Raw genomic sequence first — 14,849 nt, 5'->3', positions numbered from 1 at the left:
AGTCCTGCGCCCGTGGGTTCCAGGGCGCCGACGGCCGCCGCACCTGCTTTCCCCGGCGCTGAGGGAGCAAGGCCATGAACACGCACACCGACGTGAACACCTCGTCGCCACCCGTCTCCGACGGGATGGTGATCGGCAAGGACGGGATGGCCGCGCTGGTCGACGTCCTGATCGGGCGCGGTTTCACCGTGGTCGGCCCCACCGTTCGGGACGGCGCGATCGTACTGGCGGGACTGGAGTCGGCCGACCAGTTGCCCTACGGATGGGGTGTGGAACTGGAGGCCGGGCATTACCGGCTGCGTGAACGGCCGGACGGTGCCGCGTTCGCGAACGCGGCGGGCCCACAGTCGTGGAAGACGTTCCTCCACCCGGCGCGGGTGCGGCAGTGGAGTGCCGACCGGGTGGGCGACGAGACGGTCTTCACCGCCGACGAGACCGCGCCCGGCCGGTACGCGTTCCTGGGGGTGCGCTCCTGCGACCTGCGGGCCATCGCGATCCAGGACCGGGTGCTCACCGGCGGGCCGCACCGCGACCCCGTCTACCAGGGGCGGCGCACCGGCGCCTTCCTGGTGGCGGTGGAGTGCACGGAGCCCGGCGGCACCTGCTTCTGCGTCTCGATGGGCACTGGACCCGCGGCCGGTCCCGGCTACGACCTGGTGATGACCGAAGTGGTCGACGACCACGGTCACCGCTTCTGGATCCGCAGCGGCAGCGAGGAAGGCGCGGAGATCCTCGCCGAACTGCCTGCCCGCCCCGCAGACCCCGCGACCCGTGAGGCGGCTCGCGCGGGTGTAGCCTCCGCCGCGGACCGCATGGGACGGACCATGCCGGAGGCCGACCTACGGGAGCTGATGGCCGGCACACTGGACGCCCCCCGCTGGGACGATGTCGCCGGGCGTTGCCTGACGTGCGGCAACTGCACGATGGTGTGTCCCACCTGCTTCTGCACCACCACCGAGGACGTCACCGACCTCACCGGTGACCACGCGGAGCGGTGGCGGCTGTGGGACTCCTGCTTCGACCTCGACTTCTCCCACCTGCACGGCGGCCCGGTCCGCGCCTCGGCGCGCAGCCGCTACCGGCAGTGGATGACCCACAAACTGGGCACGTGGTACGACCAGTTCGGCTCCTCCGGCTGTGTGGGCTGCGGCCGCTGCATCGTGTGGTGCCCGGTCGGTATCGACATCACCGAGGAGGCTGCCGCTCTGCACGACTGGGGACAGACCGGGGCATCGGAGGAGGCGGAGGCGCCGTGAGCGGCCTGGCGTCGCCCCTGGACTTCCTTCCTGTCGCCCACCGCGAACGGCTGCTGGTCACGGGACTGCCCGTTTCGTATCCGGCCGGTACGCGGCTGTTCGACGAGGGTGGGAAGGCCGACCGCTTCTGGTTGCTGCGCTCCGGCGAGGTCGCCCTCGACCTGTACGTTCCCGGCCGGCACCCGGCACCCGTGGTGGAGACGCTCGGCCCGGGCCAGTTGCTGGGTTGGTCGTGGATCTCCCCGCCGTACCGCTGGCACCTGGGGGCGCAGACGGTGACCGCGGTGGAGGCGACGCGGTTCCCCGCCGCCGACGTACTCGGCCTGTGCGCGGCCGAGCCCGAACTCGGCTATGCCTTGATGCGCCGCTTCACCGAGGTCGTCGCCGAGCGCCTGCAGGCGACCCGGGTCAGGCTGCTGGACCTGTACGCGCCGTACGGAGGCGGCCCGGCATGAGCACAGTGCCCTCTCCGCTGCCGTACCGGGTCGCCGACACCCGGCCGGAGACCGCCGACACCCGTTCGCTGGAACTGGTGCCGGTGCGACTGGAGCTTCCGCCGTTCTCGCCGGGCCAGTTCGCCATGATCTACGCGTTCGGCGTCGGTGAGGTGCCCATCTCGGTCAGCGCCCTGCGTGGCCGGCACGGAGGGCTGGCGTTCACCGTGCGCGCGGTGGGTGCAGTCTCCACGGCGCTGTACCGACTGCGGCCGGGGGACACCGTGGGGCTGAGCGGGCCGTACGGCGTCGGCTGGGACCTGGATGCGGCGGTCGGCCACGACGTCCTGGTGATCGCGGGCGGCATCGGCCTCGCGCCGCTGCGGCCGGTGGTGCACACGGCCCTGGAGCGGCCCGCGGCGTACAGCCGGTTCGGGATCCTGGTGGGCGCCCGCACCCCCGGCGACCTGCTCTACCGCGGGGAGAGCGAGAGCTGGCGCGGCCCGGCCCGGGTGGCTGTGACCGTCGACCGGCCCGGCCCGGGCTGGCACGGCGCGGTAGGGATCGTCACCACACTCCTGGGCCGGTTCGACATCCAGTCCGACCGCACGTGCGCGCTGGTGTGCGGCCCCGAGGTGATGATCCGCCACACCGCACGCGCCCTGACGGACCGGGGCGTGCCCCCCGACCGCGTCCAGGTGTCCCTGGAACGCAACATGCGCTGCGCCACCGGCCACTGCGGCCACTGCCAGCTCGGCCCTCTCCTGCTGTGCCGGGACGGCCCGGTCGTCGGCTACGACCTGGCTGAACCACTGCTCGGAGTAAGGGAGTTGTGAGATGGTCACCAACACGCGACCGGACACCGGCCCCGGGCCGGACGCCGATCCCAGGCCGTCACTCGCCGTGTGGAAGTTCGCCTCCTGCGACGGCTGCCAGCTGACCCTGCTCGACTGCGAGGACGAGCTGCTCGGTCTGGCAGACCGGGTACGGATCGAGCACTTCCTGGAGATGTCCGCCGCCGAGGGCCCCGACGGCGAGCGCGCGGAGCTGCCCGGGCGCGGACCGTACGACCTCTCCCTGGTCGAAGGGTCGATCACCACGGCCGAGGACGCCGAGCGGATCCGGCACATCCGGCGCATCTCCCGTCGCCTGGTCACCATCGGAGCCTGCGCCACCGCGGGCGGCATCCAGGCACTGCGCAATTTCGGGGACGTCGCCGAGTTCCGCGCCGCGGTCTACGCCCGCCCGGAGTACATCGCCACGCTGGAGACCTCGACGCCGATCTCGGCCCACGTGCCGGTCGACTTCGAACTGCGCGGCTGCCCCATCGACCGCCGCCAGCTCCTCGAAGTCATCACCGCCCACCTGGCCGGACGCAAACCGGGCATCCCTGATCACAGCGTCTGCTTCGAGTGCAAGAGGCGCGGCACCACCTGCATCACCGTGGCCCACGGCACCCCCTGTCTGGGCCCGGTCACCCACTCCGGCTGCGGCGCGATCTGCCCGGCCTACGGACGCGGCTGCTACGGCTGCTTCGGGCCGAGCGACAGCCCCAACCTGCGCTCCATGGTCCGGCAACTGGCCCACGACGGGATGAGCGAGCGCGACATCCTGCGTGTCTTCCACACCTTCAACGCCGCGTCGCCGGAATATGCCCCCGTACCCGATCTCGCGGCCGAGGCCGAGGCCGAGGAGCAGGACGACTCTCGGGCGAGGACGGACACCACCTCGGAAGGGCCGGTATGAGCCATCGCGGATCCCGCGTCCTGCGGCTGGGCGCACTGGCCCGCGTGGAAGGCGAAGGCGCTCTCCACCTGCGCGTCCACGACGGAAGGATCACCGAGGCACGGCTGCGCATCTACGAGCCGCCACGGTTCTTCGAGGCCTTCCTGATCGGCCGGGGGCACACCGAGCCACCGGACATCACCTCCCGCATCTGCGGCATCTGCCCGGTCGCCTACCAGATGAGCGCCTGCCAGGCGGTCGAGAACGCCTGCGGCGTCGCCGTGGACGGCCAACTCGCCCAGCTGCGCCGCCTGTTGTACTGCGGCGAATGGATCGAGAGCCAGACCCTGCACATCCACTTGCTCCACGCCCCGGACTTCTTCGGCTGCCCGAGCGTGGTCGAACTCGCCCGCGACCACCGCGCCGCCGTCGAGCGCGGCCTGCGGACCAAGCAGACCGGCAACGCGATCCTGGAACAGCTGGGCGGTCGCCCCGTCCACCCGGTCAACGTCCGCGTCGGTGGCTTCTACCGCACGCCGACGACCCAGGAACTGCGTCCGCTGGCGGACCGGCTGCGGCAGGCTCGCGAGGACGCGCTTCAGACCGTGCGCTGGGTGGCCGCGTTCGACTTCCCCGACGCCGTGTGCGACTACGAGCTGCTGGCCCTGCGGGATCCCGGCCGCTACGCCATCGACTCCGGAACACCCGCCGTCATGGCCGCCCACGACGGCAGCGGCACCGGGGGGAGCCCGGCCCTGCGCGAGTTCCCGGTCGCCGACTTCGAGCAGCACGTGCACGAGGAGCAGGTACCGCACTCCACCGCCCTGACCGCCACCCTGGACGGCCGCCGCTACCTGACCGGGTCACTGGCCCGCTACGCCATCAACGGCCGGTGGCTGCACCCCGTGGCGGCCGAGGCCGCGCGCGAAGCCGGGCTCGGCGACCCGGCGGCGGGCGCGGTCTGCCGAAACCCCTTCCGCAGCATCGTCGTACGCGCCGTGGAAGTGGTGCACGCCGTCGAGGAAGCCCTGCGGATCATCGACGCCTACGAACCGCCTCCCCGACCCGCCGTCGACGTCCCGCCACGCAAGGCGATCGGGACCGGCGCCACCGAGGCGCCCAGGGGGCTGCTCTACCACCGCTACGCCCTGGCGGAGGACGGCACGCTCACCGCGGCCCGCATCGTTCCGCCCACCGCCCAGAACCAGTCGGCCATCGAGGAGGACCTGCGCCGGGCCGTCCAGGCGCGGTTGGACAGGCCGGGCCCCGCCGCCGATGACGAGGAACTCAGCACCGTGTGCGAGCGCGCCATCCGTAACCACGACCCCTGCATCTCCTGCTCGACCCACTTCCTCGACCTGACGGTGGAACGCACGTGACCGGCCGGGTCGTGGTGATCGGGGTGGGCAATCCCTTCCGCCGCGACGACGGCGTCGGCCCGGCGGTGGTGGAGGCACTGCGGCGCCGGGTTCCCGACGGCACCGTGCTCGCGGTCAGCGACGGCGAGCCCAGCCGGATGCTCGACCTGTGGCACGGCGCCGACACCGTGGTCGTGGTGGAAGCCGTCCGAACGCACCCTGCCCGGCCCGGCCGACTGCACACCCTGTCGGTGGCGGAAGCAGCCGCGCACGCGACGCGTCCGGCGAGCACTCATGCCTTGGGCCTCGGGGAGTGCCTGGCCCTGGGGGAAATCCTCGACCGGCTTCCCCGCGAGCTCGTGGTGCACGCCGTGGAGACGTCGGACATCGAACTGGGTACGGGCCTGAGCGACCCGGTGCGTTCGGCCCTCCCCGAACTGATCGATCGCGTTGCCGCTTCCGTACGGAAGGCACACGGTCGCGATCGCTAGTGCCGCACCAGGCACCGCTTGCCCCGTCCTCACGCGTCGCCCGGTTGCTGCGCCGGGCGGCACGGACAGCCTGAATGCTGCGGAGCGGCGGCGGGGTCGGGCGTACGAGCGGGCGCCGGAGATCGCGGCGGTGGACGCGCGGGCTGAGGTGGTCGACAGGGTGGCGGCCGCGGTGGCGCTCGCGACCGCCGGCCGTTTCCCCGCAGGTGAGGCCCCCGCAACGACCGGCCGAGCGGACTCCGTAGTCCCTGGCTCGCCCTGCCGCCCGGAGCGGGCCTCCGGGTGGTGGCGCGTCAGCTCGTTTCCATCCCCAGCCCCGTGGCGCGGAAGAAGCCGTACGGGTGTGCGGGGAAGTGGATCCGTCGGGCGGTCACCTCACCGTGATCGCCGGTGAGGCCGCGGGCGGCCAGTTCGGCGGTGAGGAGCGCGGCGACGTCGGTGGCGGTCCGCGCGGTCGGGACGGGGAACTCGGCCTTCCACCGTTTGCCGGACGGCTGCCATCCGTCGGCGGTCATGGCCGCCGCCACCTCCTGCGGGTCGCCGGGCCGAGCGCCGACGCGGAGCAGGAACCCCTTCGCGGTGTCGTACGTGAACGAGATCCCTCCGCTGATCCGACGCGACGCCATGGTGAACGTGACCTTCTCCCCCGGCCGCTGGACGGGCAGTTGCTCGATCCACGCGGCGAACAGCAGCTCCAGCGACTCCCGAAGGTGCGCCAGGTTGCCGGCCAGTCGGCCGCCGGGCAGGTAGGTGGCGAGCTCGCCTGGCCCGTGCAGGTGCAGTTGCCAGCTGTACGGCAGCCGGGAGAAGTCGCTGCTCCCGTCACTGCCCGGGCCGCCCCACCGGAAGCTGCCGAGTTCCTCGGCCTCGACCGGGCCGGCCGGGGCGGTCTCGACCCAGACCTCCCGACGGTCGGCCCGCAGCCGCAGCAGCACGGTGTCCTCGCCGCTGCCACGCCACCGGACGTCCGGCCCGTTCGGGCCGCCCCCGTACAGCGTCGGGTCGCCGAGCACGCCGCACACCGCCCGGTAGACGTCGGCGAAGACGTCCCGCCGGTGTTCGAGCGTGGGAGGCCCGGCAAACCGGTGCAGCGTCAGGCGCCGCCGGTGCACGCCGGTGTCCCACAGCGGCGGGAGGAGCTCGCTGATCCGCCCGAGGACGTCCTCGTCGACGTGCTGCGCGCTGCCGACCGCCAGGTGCAGCGCGATCCACGCCCACCGGTCGTTGCTCTGCAGCAGCATCACCCGCTCCCCCGACCGCCAGCGCAGCCCGGAGCCCTCGGCCCCCGTCGGCGCTGGTGTCGGCGAGCCGACGGCGCCCAGGGCTTCGGCGAGCTGACGCAGGGCGGCCTGCCGCTGGTGCGGCGTTGCCGCCGGGGCGAAATCCAGCAGCCGCATCAGCCGGATCCGCCGGTACTGCGGTTGCTTGGGGGCGGTGGCGTCGAAGTACAGCTCCGTCCCGCCGGTCGGGAACAGCCCGACGACAAGCAGATCGCTCATCTCCCGCCGGATCTTCCAGCCGGGGCGCTCAGCCACCATCCGTTCGACCGCGGACCGGTCCGCGGCCCACGGGAGGTCGTGCAGGGTGCGTACCAGCTCGACGGTGGTGGCCAGGTCATGCGTCCACGTCACGGCGGGAGTCGTCTCACTCATGAAGTGGATCATCGCAGCCGCCAACGACACCACCCGCGGCGCCCGTGTCCAGGTGGTACGGCCCCAGCACACCGACGCCAGGAAGACCTCCCTCACCGAGGTGCTCTCGACACCGCCCGACGCCCCAACAGCACTACGGCGACGTCAACCCGGGGGCGTGCACGGACCTCCCCACGGAGTAGATGATCACCCGATCAGGGGTCAGTGCACGTGATCGGTGCGACTGGACGCCCACGCCGACCCCACGATGGCACCATGCCGCGAGACCACGAGCCGGACAACGTGAGCCCCGAGGACGGAGCCATGAAGGCCCGCCACCAACCGGTGGCGGGCTGATCACCGGTGAACCTGCAGACGCGATCCGCCTTACGCCTGGCAGGCGCACTGATCGCCGCCGGGGTGATGACCGCCTGCGCACCTTCACCGTCCCCGCCCAAGCCCGACGAGATCATCGCCGCGGCGACCCGGCAGCTGACCGACTCCTGCCTCCAGCAGCAAGGAATCATCCCGCCCCGGCCGGACCAGACCCCGTCGGCGGCCGACCGCCAGCGGGTCACCGATGCGCTGTTCGGCACCGGCCCGGCCCAGCTCGCCCTCACCCTGCCCACCGGCTACGTCGTCCGCGCCCACACCGACGGATGCCTGGCCGCCGCACAGCAGCAGCTGTACGGCGACCAGGCCGCGTGGTTCCGATCCTCGGTGGTCGTCAACAACTTCGAACCCGAAGCCGACTACAGCCACAGCACCCTCGACCAGGTCCGTGCCCGTCACCAGGCCGACTTCGCCACCTGGCAGCGCCTGCAGGCACACGCCCTGACCGAAGCCACCACCCTGCTCAGCAACCGACCGACCCCAGGAGGTCCACCCCGATGAGGCGCTTCACCACCCTGCTCGCCACCGCCCTGCTGGCCCTCGCATCGGCCGCCGGCACGGCTACCCCGGCCTCGGCCGTCCCGTGCGCCAGCGGCAACTTCTGTGTGTGGACGGACGCCAACTTCTCGGGCCTGAAGATCGAGCACTCCGGAGACGACCACTGGTGGGAGGGCGACATGGCCTGGCACGACTCCTCTTGGGCCAACCACGGCATTTCCGGCCCGGGTGTGAAGGACCACGTGAAGGTGTACTCCGCGCGTGAACTGCTCGGACACGTCACCATCTGCCTCGCCCCCGGGCAGGAAGTCGGCTACAACGCGGCCGCGAACGACAAGGGTGCCTCCCATACCTGGACCATGGGCTGCTGAACCCGGTGATCGGCACGTCCTGAGAAGGCCGGTGTCGGCTGTCGGCCAACAGAGGCGGCAGCCGACACCGGCTCTGTCCGCGACGAACGCTCTCGCTACCGCTGGCGATCCACACCCTCTCGGCGGTCACCGCTCCCGGCGGACGGCGAGCAGGGCCGCGTCGTCCGTCAGGCCGGAGCCGACGTGCGCCCGCACGTCCAGGAGCAGGTCGTCCAGCAGGGCGTCCGGCTCCGCGTGCGGCAGGTCGGCCAGGCGCTGGGCGAGCGGGTAGAACCGGCTCGCCGCGTCCCGGGCCTCGGACACGCCGTCCGTGTAGAGCAGCAGCAGGTCGCCGCGGTCGAAGGCGATCGACCCGGCATGGTAGGTCCCGCCGACCAGGCCGAGCAGTGCCAGCGGGGGCGCCTCGACGGACGGCTCCACCATGGTGACCTCACCGTCACGGCGAAGCAGCGGCGGCGGGTGCCCGCAGTTGACCACGACCGCCGGTCCCGGTGTGTCGGGGATGCTGACCAGGACCGCCGTGACGAACTCCTCGCTCGCCGGACGACGGACGAGCGCCGAGTCCAGCCGCCTGGCCACCTCCGCCAGATCCGGCTCGGCCCGCGCGGCCTCACGGAACACCCCCAGCACGTCGGCTGCGGTCTCCACCGCGGCCAAGCCCTTGCCGCACACGTCGCCGAGGAACAACCGCACCCCGTACGGGGTCGGCATCACCTCGTACAGATCCCCGCCGATCCGTGCCTCGGCCTCCGCCGCCACATAGCGCACCGCGACCACCAGCGGCCCCATCCGCCGGGGCACCAGGCGCAGCAGGGCACGCTGCGCGGCCTCGGCGACCGTGTGGACCCTGGCCAGCTCCCGCTCGTGGGCCGTCACCACCACGACGTTGGCGCAGCTGAAGAAGGTGACCACGACCACGGTGGTCGCCGCGGTCGCCATCACGACCGCGGGTACGTCGTTGTCGTAGACCGCCAGGCCGACGACGATCGCGCTGGCGACCACCCCGGCCGCCAGTGGGATCGCGGCCCGGCGGGCGCCCACACCGGCCAGTACGGGGAGGGCGGCGAGCATCGGGGCGAACGTGGCACCGGGCCCGCTGGCGAGATCCAGCACCACCGCGGCCGCGACCAGCACATAGCCACCGATCATGACCTGGTGCGCCCACCTGGGCAGGAATCGCGGCGAACGCCACGCCCTCCTGTTCGAGACATCAGCCACCGGACTGCCCTTCTGTCCCGCTCGTCCCCACAGCCGCGTCGTTTCCCCCACTCCACAGTTAAGCGCCTCTTGCGCCTCTCCCTTCCTGGATCGACCGGCAAGCGTCACGTCGACACCTCGGGTCCGCCCGAGGCGGCCCGCGCCTCGGGGCTGGAGCCGTCAGCCCTCGGCGGGCAGGGCCTGCTCGGTCCAGATGGTCTTGCCCTCCTCGGTGTAGCGGGTGCCCCAGCGCTCGGTGAGCTGGGCGATGATGTACAGGCCGCGCCCGCCCTCGTCGTCCCGGGCGGCCTGGCGCAGGTGCGGCGAGGTGTGCCCGGTGTCGGAGACCTCGCAGATCAGGCTGCGGTCCCGGATCAGCCGGACCCGGACCGGCCCGGGGGCGTACCGGATCGCGTTGGTGACCAGCTCGCTGACGATCAGCTCGGTGGTGAACACGAGGTCCGCCAGGCCCCATTCGTCCAGCCGCCCGGTGACACTGCGACGCGCCTGGGCGACCGCCGCCGGCTCGGGCGTCAACTCCCAGTCGGCGACCTGCCCGGCGTCGAGCCGACGGGTGCGGACCAGCAGCAGGACGGCGTCGTCGTCCACGGGCCCGGGCAGCAGGGTCGCCAGCGCCTCGTCGCACAGGCTCTCCAGCGGCCGGTGGAGCCCGGCCAGCGTCTCCGCGAGCCCGCGCCGGCCGTCGACGGCCTCCACCAGGCCGTCCGTGTACAGGGCGATCAGGCTGCCGGCCGGCAGGTCCAGCTCGGCGCGCTGGAACGGCGGGCCGCCCAGCCCCAGCGGCCGCCCGGCCGGCAGCTCCGCGTAGCGGACGCCGCCCGCCGGGTCGGCCACGGCGGGCGGTGCGTGGCCTGCGCGGGCCAGGCTGCACCGGCCGTCGACCGGGTCGTACACCGCGTACAGGCAGCTCACGCCGCCGCCGCGCGGGCCGCCCCGGTCGTCCTCCTCGCGCACCACGTCGTCCAGGCGGGCGAGCAGCTCTTCCGGTTCCAGGTCGAGCCGGGCCAGCACCCGGGCGGCGGCCCGCAACCGGCCCATCGCGGCGGCGGCCCGCAGGCCGTGGCCGAGCACCTCGCCGACCACCAGGCCGACGCGGCTGCCGGACAGCGGGATGACGTCGTACCAGTCGCCGCCCACCCCGGAGCGGGTGTCGGCCGGCAGGTAGCGGCTGGCCGACTCGACCGCGCTCAAGGTCGGCAGCCGATGCGGCAGCAGGCTGCGTTGCAGCCGCAGCGCCGCGGTGTGCTCCCGGGTGACCACCGGCATCAGCACCAGGCCGATCAGCAGCGCGCCCAGCCCCAGTACGGTCACCCCGCCGACCCGGCCGATCAGTGGCAACCGGATGGAGGTCGCGCCGTAGCCGGGGGCGGCGTAGACGTGGAAGGCGGCGTAGCAGAACAGGAACAGCATGATCAGCCCGCCGATCCCGGGCAGCACGCCCTTGAACAGCAGGTCCCGGCCGCTGCGGGTGAGCACCCGGCGGTGGTACCAGACGCAGGCGAAGCCGGTCAGGCCGTAGTAGAAGGCGATCGCCAGGCCCACCGAGCCGATGGAGTCGGCCAGCACGTTGCGGCTGACCGAGGTGAGCAGCACCAGGAAGGCGATCGACACCAGCCCCATGCCGACGGTCGACCAGGTCGGGGTCAGGAACCGGCGGTGCAGCCGGGCGAAGCCGGCCGGCACGGTCTTGTGCGCGGCCATCGAGAAGACGGTGCGGGCGCCCGGCAGGATGGTGGTCTGGGCGGAGGCGACCGCCGAGGTCAGCACCATCAGGATCAGTAGTTTGGTGAGCGCGTGGCCGAGCCCGGCGGTGCCGAACACCGCCCCGCCGAGGCCGGAGAGCACGTCTCCGGAGTTGTCCGGGTTGGCCAGCCCGATGCCTGTGGTGCCGACCCCGGCGAAGGCCTGCGCCGAGGTGGCGACCAGACCGTAGACGACCAGCAGCAGCACGGTGGACAGCACGGCGGCCCGCCCGGGGGTGTGTCGGCTGTCCACGGTCTCCTCGTTGACGGTGAGAGCGGTGTCCCACCCCCAGTAGATGAACACCGCGGCGAGCACCCCGGTGGTCAGCGCCTGGGGGGAGGGGACGTTCAGCGGATTGAACCAGGAGGCGGAGACGTGCACCGCGGTCGGCGGGCTACCGGTGTAGACCTTGACCAGGGCGGTGACGGCGAAGAGCAGCAGGACCGCGACCTCCAGGCAGAGCAGCCAGCGCTGCATGGCCGCCGACACCTCGATGCCCACGTAGCAGACCGCCGCCATCAGGGCGATCCAGACCACCCCGGCCACGGTGGTCCACATCCGGCTGGTCGCCAGCGACTCCAGCCCGACCAGCCGGAAGCCGTAGATGCCGGCGATCTCGGCCAGGTTCGCCATCACGATCACGTCGGCGACGATCAGGCCCCAGCCGCCCATCCAGCCGGCCCGTGGGCCGAAGGCGCGCGTGGCCCAGGTGAAGGTCGTCCCGCAGTCGGCGTCGACGGCGTTCAGCTCCCGGTAGGCGTACGCGATCAGCAGCATCGGCACGAACGCCAGCATGGTGATGATCGGGGCCTGCAGCCCCACCCCGACCACGATCACGCCGAGCGTCGCCGCCAGGCTGTACGCCGGCGCGGTCGAGGAGATCCCGATCGCCACCGACGAGAACAGCCCCAGGGCGCCCGACCTGAGCCCCTTCTCACCAGCGCCGGGCCCGGGTGCGAGCGGCGGGGCGCACTCAGCGGGGCGGGGGGTGGTCTTCACACCAGTTACCAACTCCGCGTCTCGCGGCGGCAAGCCTTGCGATCACCATTCTCCCCGCCCGCCGACAGGGCCGCCAGACGGGCTCGCCGTAGCGGACCGGCTCGATCCGGGAAGACTCGCCGGCCGATGACGAGCGGGCGGACGTGCGACACCCGGGCCGGGCCACGCGCCGGGTGGGGCCGGGCCGAGGAGAAGTCCGACGTGGTCGTCCCGCCGTTGGACTCGACCGGCTCGGTCCGGAAGTCGGCGCACGCCCCCCGCACGGTTCAGCGCTCTTCCTCCGGGCGCCCCTCGGCCTCCCAGCGGGTGTGGAAGATCCCGTCCCGGTCGACCCGGCGGTAGGTGTGTGCGCCGAAGAAGTCCCGCTGTCCCTGCACCAGTGCGGCCGGAAGACGCTCCGCCCGCAGGCCGTCGTAGTAGGCGAGCGCGGTTGCGAAACCGGCGGCGGGCACCCCCAGCTGGGCCGCCACCGAGACGACCCGTCGCCAAGCCGACTGCGCGGAGCCGAGCGCCTCCCGGAAGTGCGCGTCGGTCAGCAGGGTGGGACGCTCCCGGTCCGCCTCGTACGCGGCCCGGATCCGGTCCAGGAAGCGAGCCCTGATGATGCAACCGCCGCGCCAGATCGCGGCCATCTCACCGGGGTCGATCTGCCAGGAGTACTCCGCGCTGCCGGCCTGGATCTGGTTGAAGCCCTGGGCGTAGGCCACCATCTTGGAGGCGTACAGAGCCTGCTCGACGTCGTCCGCGAACCGGTCCGCCGCCGCGCTGTCGAGCCACGTCTCGGTGGGGCCGGGCAGCCCCCGTCCGGCCTGCCGGAGTGGCACGCTGCCGGACAGCGCCCGGGCGAAGACCGCCTCCGCGATCCCGCTCACGGGCACGCCGAGCTCCAGCGCGCTCTGGACCGTCCAGCGGCCGGTGCCCTTCTGCTCGGCCTGGTCCAGCGCGACGTCGACGAAGGGCTTCCCGGTCGCCGCATCGGTGTGGGCGAGGATCTCGGCGGTGATCTCGATCAGGTAGGACTCCAGGCGCCCGGCGTTCCAGGTCCGGAAGACCTCGGCGATTGCGCCGGGTTGCAGTCCCGCTCCGTGCCGCAGCAGGTCGTACGCCTCCGCGATGAGCTGCATGTCGGCGTACTCGATCCCGTTGTGGACCATCTTGACGAAGTGACCGGCGCCGTCCGGTCCGACATGGGTGCAGCAGGGCTTGCCGTCGACCTTGGCCGCGATGTCCTCCAGCAACGGCCCCAGGACCCGGTAGGCCTCGGCTGTGCCGCCGGGCATGATGCTCGGCCCCTCCAGGGCGCCCTGCTCACCACCGGAGATCCCGCTGCCCACGAAGTGCAGTCCGCGTTCCCGCAGGGCCTCCTCCCGCCTCCTGGTGTCGAGGAAGTGCGCGTTCCCGCCGTCCACCACCACGTCGCCCTCATCGAGCAGCGGTACCAGCTCGTCGATGACCGCGTCGGTCGGCGCCCCGGCCTTGACCATGATCACGATCAGACGGGGGCGTTCCAGGGCCGCGACGAACTCCTCCGTGGTCCTGGTGGCCACGAACTCGCCCTCATGCCCGAACTCCTCCAGCAGCGCCGTGGTCCGCGACTGCGTGCGGTTGTGCACAGCGACCCGGTATCCGTGGCGGGCGAAGTTCCTGGCCAGGTTGCGGCCCATCACGGCCAGTCCGGTGACGCCGATCCGGGCAGGTGACCGCTCGGGCATGGTGGGAATCTCCAAAGGTCTCGAGGGCCTGGGGATGTCGGGATCCGAGGCATCGGGCGCCAGGTACGCCCGTCGCCCTGTCCCTACTCCGTGGAGAGCCCGAGGATCTCGTCCTCGGGAAGCTCGACGTACTCCTGCCCTTCCACCTCGATCTCCGAACCGGAGAGCCTGTGGAAGAGGATCTTCTCGCCGACCTTGACATCCACCGGGTGCGGTTTGCCGCTCTCCAACTGTCGGCCGGGTCCTACCGCCACCACCTCGCCCTTCCACCTCTCCGGGTCCTGCGTGGTCGAGCTCCCGATCGGCCTGACGATCAGGTGATCGTGCTTCGGGTGGAAGTCGGGCATGGCACGGTCCTCTCACGTAGGCACCCGCGACGCAGCGGGGGCCGTCCCCCACACATCGATTCTGCCGGGGTTCGAGGTTTCCGCACCCGGACGGAAGCGGGGCTCGGAGGCACGGGACCCGTCACGAGCCGCGGGCACACGCACGCCGCGGCCCGGCGGGGGAACAGCGGGATCAGCTGCTCGCCGACCAGCGTGGGGCTGCCGCCGGGAGCAGAGCGGCTCGTCGCCCGCACACGGCGGCGACGCCGGCTCGGCGCTCCGTACGGGCTCCGATCGCGCCGACAGCGTGTGCGGTTCATGCATCCGGGTGTGATGCCGGTCTCAACCCGGGGAAGATCACCTGCACGCAGAGCACTGGCGACAGCTCAGTCAGTAGTTGACAAATCGGACAAAACGGGACATAAGCAGTGAGCCCACTCACACCGCGGAGGGTCCACGACGGATGATAGTGGCCGCGCGCCGACACTGTCCGAACCCCGCGCTGCGGCATTTTCGCAGTTCAGCAGTGCTTTATGTTGCGCAGCCCGCCCCTGTGGACCAGCGCCGTCCGCCGATCGACTACGACGAGGGGTCGTAGCGAGGGGGTCTTGGCGGCGGGGGTTTCGGTCTGGCAGCTTGGCATTCGTCGTCAGTCGCACCGGCTCCTGTCCCGCCGGATGCGGCTAGCCGCCGA

General features: G+C 72.2%; 13 protein-coding genes. 8 read left to right on the top strand and 5 right to left on the bottom strand.

What is annotated here, in order from left to right:
- The first annotated feature begins 74 nt into the window (after window positions 1–74).
- The 6 genes from ACH4J0_RS14905 to ACH4J0_RS14880 are packed head-to-tail and all read left to right on the top strand — an operon-like array spanning window position 75 to window position 5,264.
- On the top strand, window positions 75–1,256 hold the full coding sequence (locus ACH4J0_RS14905) for a 4Fe-4S dicluster domain-containing protein (protein WP_396240012.1): 1,182 nt from the start codon (window positions 75–77) through the stop codon (window positions 1,254–1,256).
- Window positions 1,253–1,711, top strand: coding sequence for a Crp/Fnr family transcriptional regulator (locus tag ACH4J0_RS14900; protein WP_396240010.1), 459 nt, complete (start codon window positions 1,253–1,255; stop codon window positions 1,709–1,711). The genes ACH4J0_RS14905 and ACH4J0_RS14900 overlap by 4 nt, the downstream gene beginning before the upstream one ends.
- Window positions 1,708–2,526 carry an FAD/NAD(P)-binding protein gene (locus tag ACH4J0_RS14895; RefSeq protein WP_396240008.1) on the top strand — a complete coding sequence of 273 codons (819 nt, stop codon included), beginning with the start codon at window positions 1,708–1,710 and terminating at the stop codon, window positions 2,524–2,526. The genes ACH4J0_RS14900 and ACH4J0_RS14895 overlap by 4 nt, the downstream gene beginning before the upstream one ends.
- A 1-nt stretch (window position 2,527) precedes the next feature.
- Window positions 2,528–3,436: an oxidoreductase gene (locus ACH4J0_RS14890; RefSeq protein ID WP_396240006.1), complete on the top strand. Its 909-nt coding sequence runs from the start codon at window positions 2,528–2,530 to the stop codon at window positions 3,434–3,436.
- Window positions 3,433–4,794 (top strand): Ni/Fe hydrogenase subunit alpha, encoded by a 1,362-nt coding sequence (locus ACH4J0_RS14885; RefSeq protein ID WP_396240004.1) that lies wholly within the window; start codon window positions 3,433–3,435, stop codon window positions 4,792–4,794. Before ACH4J0_RS14890 ends, ACH4J0_RS14885 begins: the two co-directional genes overlap by 4 nt.
- The gene (locus ACH4J0_RS14880; RefSeq protein ID WP_396240002.1) at window positions 4,791–5,264 is read left to right on the top strand and encodes a hydrogenase maturation protease; all 474 of its coding nucleotides are present in this window, start codon (window positions 4,791–4,793) and stop codon (window positions 5,262–5,264) included. The genes ACH4J0_RS14885 and ACH4J0_RS14880 overlap by 4 nt, the downstream gene beginning before the upstream one ends.
- Before the next feature lie 293 nt (window positions 5,265–5,557).
- On the opposite strand, the gene ACH4J0_RS14875 is transcribed toward ACH4J0_RS14880, so the two are convergent.
- Window positions 5,558–6,916 (bottom strand): hypothetical protein, encoded by a 1,359-nt coding sequence (locus ACH4J0_RS14875; protein WP_396240000.1) that lies wholly within the window; start codon window positions 6,914–6,916, stop codon window positions 5,558–5,560.
- Window positions 6,917–7,258: 342 nt separating this feature from the next.
- Here ACH4J0_RS14875 and ACH4J0_RS14870 point away from each other — a divergent pair, with 342 nt between their 5' ends.
- Window positions 7,259–7,789, top strand: coding sequence for a hypothetical protein (locus tag ACH4J0_RS14870; RefSeq protein ID WP_396239998.1), 531 nt, complete (start codon window positions 7,259–7,261; stop codon window positions 7,787–7,789).
- Window positions 7,786–8,157 carry a peptidase inhibitor family I36 protein gene (locus ACH4J0_RS14865; protein WP_396239996.1) on the top strand — a complete coding sequence of 124 codons (372 nt, stop codon included), beginning with the start codon at window positions 7,786–7,788 and terminating at the stop codon, window positions 8,155–8,157. Before ACH4J0_RS14870 ends, ACH4J0_RS14865 begins: the two co-directional genes overlap by 4 nt.
- A gap of 126 nt (window positions 8,158–8,283) precedes the next feature.
- Here ACH4J0_RS14865 and ACH4J0_RS14860 read toward each other — a convergent pair whose 3' ends face one another.
- The 4 genes from ACH4J0_RS14860 to ACH4J0_RS14845 form a co-directional block, all read right to left on the bottom strand.
- Complete coding sequence (locus ACH4J0_RS14860) at window positions 8,284–9,306, bottom strand: PP2C family protein-serine/threonine phosphatase (RefSeq protein ID WP_396239994.1); 1,023 nt, start codon at window positions 9,304–9,306, stop codon at window positions 8,284–8,286.
- Between the two features lie 228 nt (window positions 9,307–9,534).
- Window positions 9,535–12,117 (bottom strand): SpoIIE family protein phosphatase, encoded by a 2,583-nt coding sequence (locus tag ACH4J0_RS14855; protein WP_396239992.1) that lies wholly within the window; start codon window positions 12,115–12,117, stop codon window positions 9,535–9,537.
- 266 nt (window positions 12,118–12,383) lie between these two features.
- The gene (gene gndA / locus ACH4J0_RS14850) at window positions 12,384–13,829 is read right to left on the bottom strand and encodes an NADP-dependent phosphogluconate dehydrogenase (RefSeq protein WP_396239990.1); all 1,446 of its coding nucleotides are present in this window, start codon (window positions 13,827–13,829) and stop codon (window positions 12,384–12,386) included.
- Between the two features lie 83 nt (window positions 13,830–13,912).
- Window positions 13,913–14,176: a hypothetical protein gene (locus tag ACH4J0_RS14845; RefSeq protein ID WP_396239988.1), complete on the bottom strand. Its 264-nt coding sequence runs from the start codon at window positions 14,174–14,176 to the stop codon at window positions 13,913–13,915.
- Between the last annotated feature and the right edge of the window lie 673 nt (window positions 14,177–14,849).

The sequence above is a fragment of the Kitasatospora sp. NPDC017646 genome, from assembly GCF_044329365.1.
Lineage (GTDB): Bacteria > Actinomycetota > Actinomycetes > Streptomycetales > Streptomycetaceae > Kitasatospora.
Note: the sequence above shows the minus strand (reverse complement) of the source record. Positions and strands in the feature narration are given on the sequence as shown.